General features: G+C 72.3%; 12 protein-coding genes and 1 pseudogene. 6 read left to right on the top strand and 7 right to left on the bottom strand.

Annotated elements, in window-relative coordinates; translation table 11 throughout:
• The first annotated feature begins 73 nt into the window (after positions 1 to 73).
• Positions 74 to 1021 carry an aldo/keto reductase gene (locus ACFWB8_RS18555; protein WP_385227584.1) on the top strand — a complete coding sequence of 316 codons (948 nt, stop codon included), beginning with the start codon at positions 74 to 76 and terminating at the stop codon, positions 1019 to 1021.
• 89 nt (positions 1022 to 1110) lie between these two features.
• Here the strand turns inward: ACFWB8_RS18555 and ACFWB8_RS18560 are convergent, their stop codons facing one another.
• Positions 1111 to 1989 carry an ABC transporter permease gene (locus tag ACFWB8_RS18560; protein WP_385227587.1) on the bottom strand — a complete coding sequence of 293 codons (879 nt, stop codon included), beginning with the start codon at positions 1987 to 1989 and terminating at the stop codon, positions 1111 to 1113.
• Positions 1986 to 4703, bottom strand: coding sequence for an alpha/beta fold hydrolase (locus ACFWB8_RS18565; RefSeq protein WP_385227590.1), 2718 nt, complete (start codon positions 4701 to 4703; stop codon positions 1986 to 1988). Before ACFWB8_RS18565 ends, ACFWB8_RS18560 begins: the two co-directional genes overlap by 4 nt.
• Before the next feature lie 200 nt (positions 4704 to 4903).
• Between ACFWB8_RS18565 and ACFWB8_RS18570 the strand changes: the two genes are divergently transcribed.
• The 5 genes from ACFWB8_RS18570 to ACFWB8_RS18590 all read left to right on the top strand — a co-directional run bounded on the left by ACFWB8_RS18570 (position 4904) and on the right by ACFWB8_RS18590 (position 9048).
• Positions 4904 to 6436, top strand: coding sequence for an ATP-dependent DNA ligase (locus ACFWB8_RS18570; RefSeq protein ID WP_385227593.1), 1533 nt, complete (start codon positions 4904 to 4906; stop codon positions 6434 to 6436).
• A 71-nt stretch (positions 6437 to 6507) separates the two neighbouring features.
• On the top strand, positions 6508 to 7146 hold the full coding sequence (locus ACFWB8_RS18575) for a helix-turn-helix domain-containing protein (protein ID WP_385227596.1): 639 nt from the start codon (positions 6508 to 6510) through the stop codon (positions 7144 to 7146).
• A gap of 16 nt (positions 7147 to 7162) precedes the next feature.
• Positions 7163 to 7435, top strand: a complete 273-nt coding sequence (locus ACFWB8_RS18580; protein WP_385227599.1) for a DUF6126 family protein — start codon at positions 7163 to 7165, stop codon at positions 7433 to 7435.
• Between the two features lie 54 nt (positions 7436 to 7489).
• Positions 7490 to 8572: a dihydrodipicolinate reductase gene (locus tag ACFWB8_RS18585; RefSeq protein WP_385227602.1), complete on the top strand. Its 1083-nt coding sequence runs from the start codon at positions 7490 to 7492 to the stop codon at positions 8570 to 8572.
• A complete protein-coding gene (locus ACFWB8_RS18590) occupies positions 8569 to 9048 on the top strand; it encodes a carboxymuconolactone decarboxylase family protein (protein ID WP_385227605.1) in 480 nt (159 codons plus the stop codon). Before ACFWB8_RS18585 ends, ACFWB8_RS18590 begins: the two co-directional genes overlap by 4 nt.
• A 75-nt stretch (positions 9049 to 9123) precedes the next feature.
• Here the strand turns inward: ACFWB8_RS18590 and ACFWB8_RS18595 are convergent, their stop codons facing one another.
• The 5 genes and pseudogenes from ACFWB8_RS18595 to ACFWB8_RS18615 all read right to left on the bottom strand — a co-directional run bounded on the left by ACFWB8_RS18595 (position 9124) and on the right by ACFWB8_RS18615 (position 14113).
• Positions 9124 to 10776, bottom strand: a complete 1653-nt coding sequence (locus ACFWB8_RS18595; RefSeq protein WP_385227608.1) for a GMC oxidoreductase — start codon at positions 10774 to 10776, stop codon at positions 9124 to 9126.
• A gap of 91 nt (positions 10777 to 10867) precedes the next feature.
• On the bottom strand, positions 10868 to 11098 hold the full coding sequence (locus tag ACFWB8_RS18600; RefSeq protein WP_385227611.1) for a DUF6629 family protein: 231 nt from the start codon (positions 11096 to 11098) through the stop codon (positions 10868 to 10870).
• Positions 11023 to 11277 (bottom strand): annotated as a pseudogene (locus ACFWB8_RS18605) (DUF6629 family protein); the annotation flags it as partial. The pseudogene ACFWB8_RS18605 and the gene ACFWB8_RS18600, both read right to left, overlap by 76 nt.
• Positions 11278 to 11297: 20 nt before the next feature.
• On the bottom strand, positions 11298 to 12437 hold the full coding sequence (locus tag ACFWB8_RS18610; RefSeq protein ID WP_385227614.1) for an agmatine/peptidylarginine deiminase: 1140 nt from the start codon (positions 12435 to 12437) through the stop codon (positions 11298 to 11300).
• 185 nt (positions 12438 to 12622) lie between these two features.
• A complete protein-coding gene (locus tag ACFWB8_RS18615; protein ID WP_385227617.1) occupies positions 12623 to 14113 on the bottom strand; it encodes an MFS transporter in 1491 nt (496 codons plus the stop codon).
• Positions 14114 to 14238: the final 125 nt, after the last annotated feature.

Consider the following 14238-nt stretch of genomic DNA (forward strand, 5'->3'; position numbering starts at 1 on the left):
CGGCGGGGTAACTTCGTGTGATCGCTCGTGAGTGTTCATGAGTGTCAGTGTCGTGAGTGGAGGAACGGAACCCATGCGCCATCTCCCCCTTGGCAGTTCAGGTCTGCAGGTGTCCGCCGTCGGGCTCGGCTGCAACAATTTCGGCGGCCGCCTCGACGCCCGGGCCACCCGCGCCGTGGTCGACGCCGCCCTCGACGCGGGCATCACCCTCCTCGACACCGCCGACATCTACGGCGGACTCGGAGGCTCCGAAACCCACCTCGGCCAGGCCCTCAAGGGCCGCCGGGACCAGGTCGTCCTCGCCACCAAGTTCGGCTTCGCCGGCATGGACATGGGTTACGGAGCCGCCGCCGGCTCCCGGGGCGGCCGCGCCTACATCCGGCGCGCTGTCGAGGAGTCCCTGCGCCGCCTGGTGACCGACCACATCGACCTCTACCAGCTGCACAGCCCCGACCCCACCGTCCCGGTCGCCGAGACCCTGGCCGCGCTCACCGAGCTCGTCGCCGAGGGCAAGATCCGCTACATCGGCCACTCCAACTTCAGCGGCTGGCAGCTCGCCGAAGCCGCCCACGTCGCCCGGGAGACCGGCTCGGCGCCCTTCGTCTCCGCGCAGAACGAGTGGTCACTGCTCCAGCGGTCGGCGGAGCGCGAGCTGGTTCCGGCCGCCCTGAACTACGGCGTCGGCGTGCTGCCGTACTTCCCGCTCGCCAACGGCCTGCTCACCGGCAAGATCCGCCGGGGCGCGCCGGTACCGGCAGGCTCCCGCCTCGAAGGCCGAGACGCGTACCTCACCGAGGAGCGCCTCGACACCGTCGAGGCGCTGGCCGTCATCGCCGAGAAGCACGGCCGCACCGTCCTGGACCTCGCCATCGGCTGGCTCTCCGCCCAGCCGGGCTGCGCCTCGGTCATCGCCGGCGCCACCTCCGCCGAGCAGGTCCGCGCCAACGCGGCCGTCGCCGACCGCCCGCTGGAGCCCGAACTGCTGGCCGAGATCGACGCCGTGGCACCCGGCGTGGGCTGACACCCGGAGTCGGCTGACACCCGGAGTTGGCTGACTCCGGGCGTCGGCTGACACCAGCCCCGGGTTCTCCCGCAGGACCTGACCTGCGCCTAGGACACGATGTCCTTGCGGGAGAACCCCCGGAACGCGAGGGCGAACAGCACCACCGCGTACGACACCGACACCGCCGCCCCCTTGATCATCCCGCCCCACTCCAGCTGCGGCTGCAAGGCGTCGGCCCAGGCGAACTGCCAGTGCGCCGGCAAGAACTCCCGCCACGACCCCAGCGCGGTCACCGCGTCGAGCACGTTCCCCACGATGGTCAGCCCGACCGCCCCGCCCACCGCGCCCAGCGGCGCGTCCGTACGGGTCGACAGCCAGAACGCCAGCCCGGCCGTGACCAGCTGCGACACGAAAACGAACGCGACGGCCAGCGCGAGCCGCCCCACGGTGTCCCCGGCCGCCAGCGAGCCGCCCGTCGGCAGCTTCAGCGGTCCCCACCCGTACGCGGCCGTGCCCGCAGCCAGCGCCACCACCGGCAGCAGCACCATCGCCGCCAGGCTGAAGCCGAGCGCGACCACCAGCTTGCTCCACAGCAGCCGCGCCCGCGGCACCGGCGAGGCCAGCAGGTAGCGCAGCGAGGACCAGCCGGCCTCCGACGCGACCGTGTCCCCGCAGAACAGCGCCACCGGCACCACCAGCAGGAACCCGGCCGACACGAACAGGCAGGTGGCGGCGAAGTTCGCGCCCGAGGCCGTCGCCGTGTCGATGAGCGTGATGCGGCCGTCGCCGCCCGGGCCGCCGCCCGGACCCCCGCCCACCGCGAACGCGATCATCAGGACGAACGGCAGCGCGGCCAGCACCCCGCCCATCACCAGCGTCCGCCGCCGGCGCCACTGCCGCAGCGCCTCCACGCGCAGCGGCAGCGTCCGGCCCGCGTGGTAGCCCGGGGCCACCTCCTGGACCGTACTCACGTCTGACGTACTCACGCCGGACCTCCGATCAGGGTGAGGAAGGCGTCCTCCAGCCGGCGGTGCGGACCGACTCCGCTCACCGGCACCTCCAGCCGTACGAGTTCCGCGATCAGCGCGGCGGCCGTCGCGCCTTCGAGCCGTACGAGCAGCCCGTCCTCGGCGCGCACCACCGAACCCACTCCCTCCAGAGCGGCCACCTTCTCCACGATCCCTTCGTCCACGCGCTCGGCCAGTGTCACCAGCAGGGTGTCCCCGCCGCCGGTGATCTCGGCGACCTCGCCGGCCGCCACCCGCTGCCCGCGGTCCATGACCACCAGGTGCGTGCAGGACTGCTCCACCTCCGACAGCAGGTGGCTGGAGACGATGACCGTCCGCCCGCCCGCCGCGTAACGGATCATCACGTCCCGCATCTCGCGGATCTGCGGCGGGTCCAGACCGTTCGTCGGCTCGTCGAGGATCAGCAGGTCCGGCATGCCGAGCATGGCCTGCGCGATGGCGAGCCGCTGCCGCATGCCCTGCGAGTACGTGCGCACCGCGCGCTCCAGCGCGTCGCCGAGCCCGGCGATCTCCAGCGCCTCCGCCATGTGCGAGTCCTCGGCGGGGCGGCCGGTCGCCTGCCAGTACAGCTCCAGATTGGCGCGCCCCGTCAGGTGCGGCAGGAAGCCGGCGCCCTCCACGAACGCCCCGACCCGCGACAGCACCGGCGCCCCGGCCCGTACCGCGTGCCCGAACACCCGGATCTCCCCGGCGTCCGGAGAGATCAGGCCCATCAGCATCCGCAGCGTGGTGGTCTTGCCCGCACCGTTGGGCCCGAGCAGACCGAGCACCTGTCCCTTCTCCACCCGGAAGGACAGGTCCCGCACGGCGTAGCGGTCCTGCGCCTTCGCGTAGCGCTTCGTCAGCCCGGTGATTTCCAGTGGTACGTCGGCCAGCGCGGGTTCGGGCTGCGGTTCTCCCGCCCGCACCCGGGCGCGGCCCCCGCCGGTCCTCCGGACTCCCAACAACCCCGCGGCCAGCGCCAGAGCCGCGAGCGGCAGCCCCCAGGTCCAGGCGGGCAGCCCCGCCGAGGCGGTCCGTACCCCGTCCGCGACGGGCACGGCCAGCGGGCCCTGCGCCGAGACGGTGTACGTGGCGGGCGCGGCCGGCGACGCGTACCCGAGATCGGTGGCGGCGACCACGAGCCGCAGCCGGTGCCCGGCCTCGACGGCGTGATCGATCGCCGGGAGCCGCAGCTCGACGGCCGCGTCCTGTCCGGCGTTCTCCACCCGCACCGGGGCGACCAGCTGATTCGGCAGCACTTGCTGGCGGCCGTCGGGCCCGACGTCGAACACCTTGCCGAACAGCACGGCCGAACCGTCCGCAGCCGTCGACCTCACCTTCAGGGTGACGGTCGGGGTCCCCGTGATCCGCAGCCCGGCGTCCAGCGGCTCCGTCTCGAACCGGGCGTTCTGCCCGGGGAAGTCCAGCGAGAGCCCGGCTCCGAAGGCGGCGAGCTGTCCGCCGATGCCGGGCAGCGAGGACAGCGCCGGCGGCGCCCCGCCCGCCGGATTGCCGAAGCTCTGCTCCCGGCCGGCCAGGGCGAACTCCCGCGGTTCCGACCGCAGACCCGGGTAGCTGTCGCCGCTCGCCCCGCGCAGTTTGACCTCGCCGTCGGTGGAGTCGATGCCGCCGGAGCGCGTGACGCGGAACGCCGGTCCGGTCGCCACTGCCTCGTCGTCCTTGAGGTAGCGGTCGAACCAGGCCTTGACCCGGTCACCGACCCGGTCGGCCTCGCGCATCCCGCCGTCGTGTCCGCCGGCCGCCCAGTCCACGGAGACGGGCGCGCCGTTCGCGGCGATGGCCTTGGCCATGGCGTCTGCCTGGTCGAGCGGGAAGAGGGAATCGTCCTGGCCCTGCACGATGAGGGTCGGGACCTTGATCTGGTCGCCGACCGCCGACGGGCTGCGCTTCTCCAGCAGGGCGCGGGCCTCGGCGTCGGGCTTGCCGGCCACCGCGACCCGCTCGTACATGGCGCACAGCTCGGGCTGGAACCGCCCGCAGCCGGGCGCGGCGAGCGGGTCGGCGGCCCCGGGGCGCGCCTGGGCTCCGGCCTGACCCGGCTGCATCCCGCCCGCGGAGCCGGTGGTGAAGAAGAGGCCGGCCCACAGCTTCTTGAACACGTCGTTCGGGAAGAGCGAGTCCGCGAGGTTCCAGTAGGTGATCTGCGGGGCGATGGCGTCCACGCGCGGGTCGTATCCGGCGGCCAGCAGGGAGATGGCCCCGCCGTAGGAGCCGCCGGTCACGCCTACGCGCGGGTCACCGTTCGCGTCGAGCCGCACCTCGGGCCGGGTCGCGAGCCAGTCGATGAGCCGGGAGACGTCCTTGACCTCGTGGTCGGGGTCGTTCAGCCCGATCCGGCCGCCGGAGCGGCCGAAGCCGCGCGCCGACCAGGTCAGGACGGCGTAGCCGTCGCGGGCCAGCCGCTCGGCCTGCGCCCGGACGTCGTCCTTGCTGCCGCCGAAGCCGTGCCCGATGAGGACGGCGGGGCGTCTCTCCCCGCCGCCCGAGGTGAAGTATGAGGTGTCGATGGCGGCACCGGGCATGTCGAGCACCTGGTCCTGGCGGTGCACGGTGGCGGAGTCACCGGCCGCGGCGGTGGCCGTCAGTGTGCCGGCCCCCGCGACGACGGCGAGGGCGGCCGCGCCCGCGAGCAGGCGGCTTCGGCGGCGCCGGGGCAGTCGGAGCTTCATACGGGAACCCTAAACGCCCGGCCCCCGCCGACCGCGCCCCCGCAGGCTGAACTCCGGACCTTCTCGAGGAGTACGCCGCGGCCCGCGCATACCGCGCCTGCGGTACACCCGCCCGCGACAGAGGTGGGCGGGAGCGCCCCGGCCCGACCTGCGCGCGCCGCCGACCTGCGCGCGCCGCCGACCGGCGGGAGGATGGCCGCATGCTGCTGGCCGAGGTCGCGCGCGTGTCCCGGGAGGTCGCCGAAACCTCCGCCCGGTCCCGGAAGAGCGCCCTGCTCGCGGAACTCTTCGCCGCCGCCCCCGCGGACGAGGCCGCGCTGGTGATCTCGTACCTCGCCGGGCGGCTCCCGCAGGGCCGCCCGGGGATCGGCTGGCGCGCGCTGGCCCGGGAGAGCGAACCCGCGGCCGAGCCCACCCTGACCGTGGCCGGCGTCGACGCGGCGGTGACCGAGCTCGCCGCCGTCGCGGGCGCGGGCGCGCAGGCCGAGCGGCGCCGGATCCTGGACGGCCTGCTCGGCGCGGCCACCGAAGCCGAGCAGCGGTTCCTGCGCAGCCTGCTCTCCGGCGAGGTGCGCCAGGGCGCGCTCGACGCGGTGGCACTGGAGGGCGTGGCCACCGCTGCCGGGGTGCCGGCCGCGGAGCTGCGCCGGGCCGTGATGCTCGACGGCTCGCTGCCCCGCGTCGCGGCGGCCGTCCTCGCCGACGGGGCGCGGGCGCTGCGCGATGTCACCCTGCGCGTCGGTCAGCCCGTACAGCCCATGCTGGCGAACACCGCCAAGTCGGTGGCCGAGGCCCTGGCGGCGCTCGGGCCCTGCGCGGTGGAGGAGAAGCTCGACGGGATCCGCGTACAGGTCCACCGCGAGGGGGACGACGTACGGCTGTACACGCGGTCGCTGGACGAGATCACCGACCGGCTGCCGGAGGTGGCCGAGCTGGCCCGGTCGCTGCCGGGGGAGCGGTTCATCCTCGACGGCGAGGTGATCGGGCACTCGCCGGACGGCCGCCCGGTGCCCTTCCAGGAGGTCGCGAGCCGGGTCGGCTCGCGCGTCGACGTCGCCGCCGCCCGGCAGACCCTCCCCGTCGTCCCCTATTTCTTCGACGTGCTGGCCGACGGCGACAGGGTGCTCCTCGACCTGCCGGTCCGCGAGCGTTACGCGGCCCTCGCCGCGCTCGTGCCCGAGACCCATCGCGTCCGGCGGCTGATCGTCGAGGATCCGCCGGGGCAGGCGGAAGAGGCCGAGGAGTTCTGGGCCGAGACCCTGCGTCGCGGCCACGAGGGCGTGATGGTCAAGGCGCTCGACTCTGCCTACGCGGCCGGCCGGCGCGGCAAACACTGGCTCAAGGTGAAACCGGTCCGCACCCTCGACCTGGTGGTCCTCGCCGTCGAGTGGGGCCACGGGCGGCGCACAGGGCTGCTGTCGAACCTGCACCTGGGCGCGCGGGCCGCCGACGGCTCGTACGCCATGCTCGGCAAGACCTTCAAGGGGCTCACCGACGAGATGCTGCGCTGGCAGTCCGCCCGGCTGGGCGAGCTGGCGACCTCGGACGACGGGTTCACCGTGCGGGTCAGGCCCGAGCTGGTCGTGGAGATCGCCTACGACGGGCTGCAGCGCTCGCCGCGCTATCCGGCCGGGGTCGCGCTGCGTTTCGCGCGGGTGCTGCGACACCGCCCCGACAAGAGCGCGGACCAGGCGGACACGGTGGAGACGGTGCTGGCGGACGGGGTGGCGTAGGGCGGGGGGAGGCTTTTGCCTCAGAGGCAAACCAGATTGCCAGGCAGGCAAGAATCTGGCTCAATCGGGGCATGACAACCGGTCCTGCCCGTGGCCCCGGCCCCGAAGACGCGGTGGGGGAATTCCCCGCCGTCGCCCCGCAACTGCGCGAGCTGCGCCGCCGTGCCGGGCTCACCCTGGAGGCCGCCGCCGCGCGGGCCCAACTCTCGCCGGCCCACCTGTCCCGGCTGGAGACCGGACAGCGGATGCCGTCCCTGCCGCTGCTGCTCGGGCTGGCCCGTACCTACGGCACGACGGTCTCGGAGCTGCTCGGGGAGACCCCGGCCGCGGCCGATCCCATCGTACGGGGCGGCGGCCCGGGGGCCCGCGAGTCCGACGGCTGGACGTACTGGCCGGCCGGCGGCTCCGGCCGCGGGATGCAGGCACTGCGCGTGCACGTGCCGCAGAGCCGGGGCGCGGGCGAGCTGGTCCGCGTACACCCCGGTGAGGAGTGGCTGTACGTGCTGCAGGGGCGGCTGCGGCTGCACCTGGGGGAGACCGAGTACCTGCTGGAGCCCGGGGACAGCGCGCACTTCGACTCGCTCACCCCGCACCGGATCGGCGCGGCCACCGCCGCCGGGGCCGACCTGCTCTTCGTCCACACCCTGCTGCAGAGCAGCCTCGCCGGGCTGTGCCTGGGCGGCGGGGCAACCACGCACCACCACCGATAGCCGAGGAGACGTACCCATGTCCCAGCGAGAGACGCTGCATTCCGAGGCGGAGCCGATCGAGGCGACCCAGCCGAGCGGGGCCGCCGAACCGAGCGGGGCCGCCGAACCGACCGAGGCCGCCGCCCCGACCGAACCGACCGAACCGGCCCTCGCGCCGACCAAATTGCGGCGCATGGAGTCGAAGTTCCCCCGCGGTCTCGTCATCAGGCTGATCGCCTACTTGTTCGTGGGCCACCTCTTCGCCTTCTTCGTCTACCTCCTCTTCGTCCTGGGCGCCCGCAACCAGTGATGACGGGGGCCCGCGACTCTGGAAACCTGCAGGTCCTGTCGCTACCCTCCGCGCATGATTTCCACGGTTGTCTGGGGTACCGGCAACGTCGGCCGTTTGGCCATCCGTGCCGTAGAGGCCCATCCGGCGCTGAAATTGGCTGCCGTCATCGTCCACGATCCCGCCAAGGTCGGCCGAGACGCCGGCGAACTCGGTGACCTCGACCACGTGATCGGGGTCGCGGCCACCGACGACATGGAGGCGGTCCTCGCCGCCCGTCCGCAGGCGGTCGTGTACGCGGCCTCCGGCGACATCCGACCCGATGACGCCCTCGCCGACATCACCCGGGCCATCAGGGCCGGGGCGGTCGTGGTCAGCCCCGCGCTGTACCCGCTCTACGACCACCGCAACGCCCCGCCGGAGTTCCGCGATCCGGTGGCCCTGGCCGTCGCGGAGGGCGGCGGCTCCTTCTTCGCCTCCGGGGTCGACCCGGGCTGGGGCAACGACGTGCTCCCGCTCCTGCTCAGCGGACTCGGGACCCGGATCGACGTCATCCGCTGCCAGGAGATATTCGACTACTCCACCTACGACCAGCCGGACTCGGTCCGGCTCCTCGTGGGCATGGGCCAGCCCATGGACTTCGAGCCGATGATGCTCATGCCGTCCATCCCGACGATGGTGTGGGGCGGACAGATACGGATGATGGCCCGCGCCCTCGGGGTCGAGCTGGACGACATCCTGGAGACGGTCGACCGCCGGGCCCTCGATGCCACCGTGACCACCCGCACGATGGGCGAGTTCGAGGCCGGAACCCAGGGCGCCATCCGCTTCGAGGTCCAGGGCATCGTCGAGGGCGAGGCCCGGATCGTCATCGAGCACGTCACCCGCATCCACCCCTCCTGCGCCCCCGACTGGCCTTCGCCGCCCGACGGAGGCGACGGCGCGCACCGGGTGATCATCGAGGGCCGCCCGCGCATCGAGGTCACCATCGAGGCGACCGACGAAGGAGAGAACCGCTCCGCGGGCGGGAACGCCACCGCGGTCGGCCGGCTCGTCGGCGCCATCGACTGGCTGGTGGAGGCCGAACCGGGACTCTACGACGCCCTGGACATCCCCCTGCGCCCCGCCATCGGCAAACTCGGAAGGAAACAGCCGTGAACATCGACATTCCCGAAGGTCAGCACCCGATCGAGTACGTGTGGGGCGACATGGTCCCCGGCATCGGGATGGCCGCCGCCAACTTCTCCCTTTCGGTGTACGCCCACACCACCCTGGGGCTCCGCGAGTTCGAGGCCGCGCGGCTGCGGGTCGCGCAGATCAACGGGTGCGTCTTCTGCCTGGACTGGCGTACCGACCGGGACGGGGAGACGGTCGAGGAGGAGTTCTCCGACGCCGTCACCGACTGGCGCACCACGGACCGCTTCGACGACCGCACCCGGCTGGCGGCGGAGTACGCGGAGCGGTACACGCTCGACCACCACGGGCTCGACGACGAGTTCTGGGACCGGATGACGGCGCACTACAGCCAGTTGGAGATCGTGGAGCTGACGATGAGCATCGGCTCCTGGCTGGCCTTCGGCCGGCTGAACCACGTGCTCGGCCTCGACAGCGTGTGCATGCTGCCGGGCCACTGACATGGGTCCGGGGCCGGTCGGTGAATCCGACCGCCCCGGGTTCTCGTGCTTCTGCGGTCGCGCGGTCCGCACCGGCTAGAGGTCGGTGGCGATGATCTTCTCGATGTTGCGCTCCGCGAGTGCGGTGATGGTGACGAACGGGTTGACGCTGGTGTTGCCGGGGATCAGCGCGCCGTCGATCACGTACAGGCCGGTGTAGCCGTGCAGGCGGCCGTAGTTGTCGGTGGCCTTGCCCAGGACCGCGCCGCCGAGGGGGTGGTAGGTGAGGTGGTCGCCCCAGATCTTGTTGGTGCCGAAGAGGTCGGTCCGGTAGATCGTCCCCTCCTTCGAGTTGATCTTGTCGAAGATGGTCTTGGCCATGTCGATGGACGGCTGTTTCCACGCCGTCTGCCAGTCCAGGTCGACCTTGTTCGCGGCGGCGTTCCAGGAGAACCGGGCGCGGTTCGGGTTCTTGGTGATGGACAGGTAGAAGGAGGCGTACGTCTCGATGCCGGTCGGCAGCGGCGCGACCTCGGCGAAGGCGCCGCCCGCGTCCCAGTTGTCGATTCCGCCGCAGGGGATGGCGGCCTGGACCTTCCCGGTGGCGTCCCACATGTGGTTGGCGCGGCCGCACATGACGTTGCCGTTGTCGCCCCAGCCCTTGCCGATCTCCTCGTTCAGGAGGGGCAGTACCCCGGTCGCCTTCAGCCTGACCAGCAGCTTGCTGGTGCCGACGCTGCCGGCCGCGAAGAACACCCGGTCGGAGGTCACGCTCTTGGTGGCCGTGACGTTGCCGTCGGTGTTCAGCTGCTCGATGGAGACCGTGTAGCCGCCGCCGGAGGCGGGGGAGACCGAAGTGACCCGGTGCAGGGGGGAGATGGTGACCTTGCCCGTGGCCTTGGCGGCCGCGATGTAGGTCTGCTGGAGCGACTTCTTGCCGTGGTTGTTGCCGTAGAGGATTTCCCCGTCCACCGCGGACTTGGGGACGGTGCCGGCCACCTCGGCCTCCATGTAGTCCCAGTCGTATACGTCGGGCACGAAGACGAAGGGGAAGCCGGAGCGCTGGGCGTGCTTGCGGCCGACGCGGGCGAACTGGTAGCAGTCGACGGTCTCGAACCAGTTCGGGTCGACGAGGCCCACCCCGAGTCCGGCGTTGGCCCGCGGGTAGTAGGTGTTGTACATCTCGTCCGCGTCCACCGTGGGCAGGATGGCGCCGAAGTTCTGCCGCTTGGGGGTGACGGCCATACCGCCGTTGACGAGCGAACCGCCGCCGACGCCGCGGCCCTGGTAGACGATGATGCCGCCCATTTCCTCGGCGTCCAGGATGCCCGTGTACCTGGGGACGTCCTTGTCGATCGGGAATCCGAGGAAGTTGCTGAGCGGCGCCTTCGTCCGGGTGCGCAGCCAGTACGACCGGTAGTCCGGCTTGGTGGTGTTGGCGAAGATCTTGCCGTCGTTTCCCGGGGTGTCCCAGGCCATGCCCATCTCGATCATGTGCACATTGACGCCCGCCTGCGCGAGGCGAAGGGCGGCGACGGAACCTCCGTACCCGGTGCCGATCACCAGGACCGGCACGTGGGCGCCGTTGTCGATCGCACCGGCGGCGGTCACGGCTGACTGCGCCCGTGCCTGAGTCGGAGCGATCTGACCCGCGAGGACCATGGCTCCAGCAATAGAACTCGTTCTAGCTATGAATCCGCGACGCGAAATGCCCTTGGAGCCGTTTCGTTGCAGGGATTTGCCACTCATGTGACGTTCCTCACTCTCGGCGGAATGAGAACGAGTTCTACTGCCGAGTGCGTGTGAAGTCACTACATACGTCTAGGTAACTTTTGGCCGATCAGCTAACAGGAGAAGCCGGTTCCGGGTGCCGTGTCCAGCCCGGGACCAGCAGCGCATCGGCCGCCGCGAAGGCGCACCGGGTGGAGGCGAATTCCAGCCTCCACATCGCTGAGCAGGCCAGGGCCCCGGCGGCCGGCACCCATCGAGCACCTGGAGGCGCCGGTCGGCGGAGATCAGCAGCGCGCCGGGAGCGGCGAGCAGGCAGCCCGCAAGAACCGGCGGTGTCCACGGAATATTCACACCGTGAGCAACAATGTGGCCGCGGATCTCGGGGCTCACCGGGCGGGTCGCGAAGCAGCGCGAGAGATACGCGCCCGTCGCGGACCCGCCGCACGCGCATGACGCACACGGCCCGACGGCGGTGATGGCCGTGCCCGCCGTCAGGTCGGCCGTGGCGCTCCGGCGCATGGCGCTGCCTCACCGCATGGTCACTGCGCCGTCGGCTGCTGCACGGTCGAGCAGTGGATGCCCCCGCCGCCGCCCATCAGGCGGTCCACGTCGAGCTGGACCACGGTGCGGCCCGGGAAGGCCGCCGCCAGTGCCTGCTTCGCCCCCGCGTCCTTGGCCCGGTCGCCGAACTGCGAGGTGATGACCGCCCCGTTGACCAGATGGAAGTTCAGGTAGGAGTCGACGAAGTCGGGGTTGTCGGAGCGCAGGGTGTCGGGGCCGGACATCGTGAGGACCTGGAGCCGGCGGCCCTTGGCGTCGGTGGCGGCGGACAGGATCGCGAGCTGCTCCCGGGCGTCCTCGGCCCAGATGTCGGTGCGGTCGGCGGGCGGCACCTGGACCATCACCACGCCGGGGCGGATGAACCGGGAGGTGACGTCGATGTGGTCGTCCGTGATGTCCTGGCCCTTGAGTCCCGGGGTCCAGATCATCTTGTCCGCGCCGTAGGCGGCGAGCACCTTGGCCTCCACCTGAGCGCGGCTGAGTCCCGCGTTGCGGTTCTTGTTGACCAGGCTGCTCTCGGTGGCCATCAGGGTGCCGTCGCCGTCCGTCTCCACCGCGCCGCCCTCGCCGGTGAAGGCGGCGGTGGTGAACGGCAGGGACTCGCGCGCGGCGAGCAGCCGCGCCACCTTGGCGTCCTTGCGGTGGGTCTGCTTGTTGCCCCAGCCGTTGAAGTTCAGGCCGATCGCGTCGACGGCGCCCGCACCGTCGCGGCGGAAGACCGCGCCCGTGTCCCGCATCCAGAGGTCGTCCACCGGGATGGTGGAGATGACGGTGACGGCGGACCCGCACCGGGTTCGGGCGGTGGCGGCCGCGCTCTCGTCGGCCGCGCACATCAGCACCGGCTCGTAGCGCGCGACGGTCTTGGCGATCAGGGCGATGTCCTGCTGCACCCCCGCCAGGTCCGGGCCCCAGATCGAGCGGCTGGACGGCCATGCCATCCAGGTGCGGACGTGCGGTACGTCGTCGAGCGGCACGGTCATCCGGCGGGCGGCCGCCGTCACCTGCCCGTCCTGCGTGGACTGCCCGGCGTGCGCCGCCAGTGGGGCGAGGGTCCCCAGGGCGAGGCCGGCGGCTCCGGCGCCCGCCGAGTGCAGCACGGTTCTGCGGCTTGGGTGCATGTGAACCTCCGAAGGAGGGATGGATGAGAGGTATCGGCACTGTGGCATTGACTGAATTTTCAGTCAAGAATTCCCTCCGTCTCCCTCGCCGTAGATCTCGTGTGGAGGCCCCGCGACGCCGCCCGCCCGTCGTGGTCCCGCCCGCGCCCGGCTCCTGGCAGGGCGGCCCCGGGCGCGGGCGGGCCTCATCGCTCCGCGGCCCGCGGGGGTTCGAGCGGCGGAGCTGTGACCGCGCACTGCGTACGGCACTGCGGGTGCGGGGCCCCGGGCGCGGGGGTGCGTACGGTGGCCCAGGCGAGCGCGGCGCCGACCACCAGCATGCCCGCGCACCAGAGCATGGCCCGGCCGAAGGCGGCGTCGAACAGGTCCGCCGTGAGGTACGCGTCCGGGCCCATCCCGGACAGCAGCGGCAGGGCCGCCACCGCGAGCAGCCCGGCGACCCGGGCGGCGGCGTTGTTGATGCCGCTGGCCAGGCCGGCCCGCCCCGGGTCCACCGAGGCGAGCACGGTCGCCGTCAGCGGAGCCACCAGGGTCACCATGCCCATCCCCATCACGACCAGCGCGGGCAGTACGTCCTGCAGGTACGAGGCGCCCGGCCCCACGCGCAGCATCAGCAGCATTCCGGCCGCGCACAGCAGTGGTCCGACGGTGAGCGGGATGCGCGGCCCGATCCGTTCCCCGAGCTCCCCCGACCGGGCCGACAGCAGCAGCATCAGGGCGGTGGTCGGCAGCAGCGCGGCCCCGGCGGCCAGTGCCGAGTATCCGCAGACCACCTGCAACTGGAGCACGACGAGGAAGAAGAAGCCGCCGAAGGCCGCGTACACGCACAGGGTGACCAGGTTGACGGCCGTGAACTGCCGGGAGGCGAAGATGTCCGGCGGCACCATCGGCTCGGCCCGGTGCCGCTGCACGTACACGAACGCGGCACCCAGCATTACGCCGCCCACGGCCGCCCCCGCCACCAGCGCGCTTCCGGAGCGGGCCTCGATCAGCGCATAGGTCAACAGCGCCAGCGAGGCCGCGCCCAGCACGGCGCCGAGCACGTCGAACCGGCCGCGCGCATGCGGATCCCGTGACTCCGGTACGTGCCGCAGTGCGACCGGCACACACAGCGCGGCCACCGGGATGTTCAGCAGGAACACCCAGCGCCAGCCGGGCCCGTCCACCAGCCAGCCGCCCAGGAACGGCCCCACGGCCGCGCCGGCCCCGCCGAGCCCGGACCACAGGCCCACCGCACGGCCCCGGTCGTCGGGGTGGATCGAGCCCTGGATCAGCGCCAGCGAGCCGGGCGTCAGCAGCGCGCCGCCGATGCCCTGAAGGGCGCGGGAGGCCACCAGTACTCCGGCGTTCGGGGCCATTCCGCACAGCAGGGAGCCCACCGCGAACCACACCGCACCGAGCACGAAGATCCGGCGCCGCCCGAACCGGTCGCCCAGCGCCCCGCCGACCAGGATCAGTCCGGCCAGGGTCAGCAGGTACGCGTTGACCGTCCATTGCAGGACGGCCAGATCGGCGCCGAGGTCCTGCCCGATCCGGGGGAGGGCCACGTTGACCACGGTCGAGTCGAGCAGCGCCATGCTCGACCCCAGCACGGTGGCCAGCACGATCCAGCGGCCCTGCGCGGTACCGAGCCGCACGTCGGGGGTGGACGCCGGCTCGTCGGGCGACGCGGTCATGTCTCCAGGCTGGCGTGCGCGGCCGGGAAGGGCCACCGGGCGGGGCGTGGCTCATGACGCCCTCTTGTAATGGCCATGACTACTCCTTCACCATGACCCGCGCACGTCACGCACTCCCTTCCCGC

The organism is Streptomyces sp. NPDC060031, assembly GCF_042736805.1.
Lineage (GTDB): Bacteria > Actinomycetota > Actinomycetes > Streptomycetales > Streptomycetaceae > Streptomyces.

Bases quoted from the DNA above. Each gene is read 5' to 3' on its own strand.
- ACFWB8_RS18575 (WP_385227596.1), top strand. From the start codon at position 6,508: ATGACAACCGGTCCTGCCCGTGGCCCCGGCCCCGAAGACGCGGTGGGG.
- ACFWB8_RS18615 (WP_385227617.1), bottom strand. From the start codon at position 14,113: ATGACCGCGTCGCCCGACGAGCCGGCGTCCACCCCCGACGTGCGGCTC.
- ACFWB8_RS18610 (WP_385227614.1), bottom strand. From the start codon at position 12,437: ATGCACCCAAGCCGCAGAACCGTGCTGCACTCGGCGGGCGCCGGAGCC.
- ACFWB8_RS18570 (WP_385227593.1), top strand. From the start codon at position 4,904: ATGCTGCTGGCCGAGGTCGCGCGCGTGTCCCGGGAGGTCGCCGAAACC.
- ACFWB8_RS18580 (WP_385227599.1), top strand. From the start codon at position 7,163: ATGTCCCAGCGAGAGACGCTGCATTCCGAGGCGGAGCCGATCGAGGCG.
- ACFWB8_RS18555 (WP_385227584.1), top strand. From the start codon at position 74: ATGCGCCATCTCCCCCTTGGCAGTTCAGGTCTGCAGGTGTCCGCCGTC.
- ACFWB8_RS18585 (WP_385227602.1), top strand. From the start codon at position 7,490: ATGATTTCCACGGTTGTCTGGGGTACCGGCAACGTCGGCCGTTTGGCC.
- ACFWB8_RS18595 (WP_385227608.1), bottom strand. From the start codon at position 10,776: ATGAGTGGCAAATCCCTGCAACGAAACGGCTCCAAGGGCATTTCGCGT.
- ACFWB8_RS18565 (WP_385227590.1), bottom strand. From the start codon at position 4,703: ATGAAGCTCCGACTGCCCCGGCGCCGCCGAAGCCGCCTGCTCGCGGGC.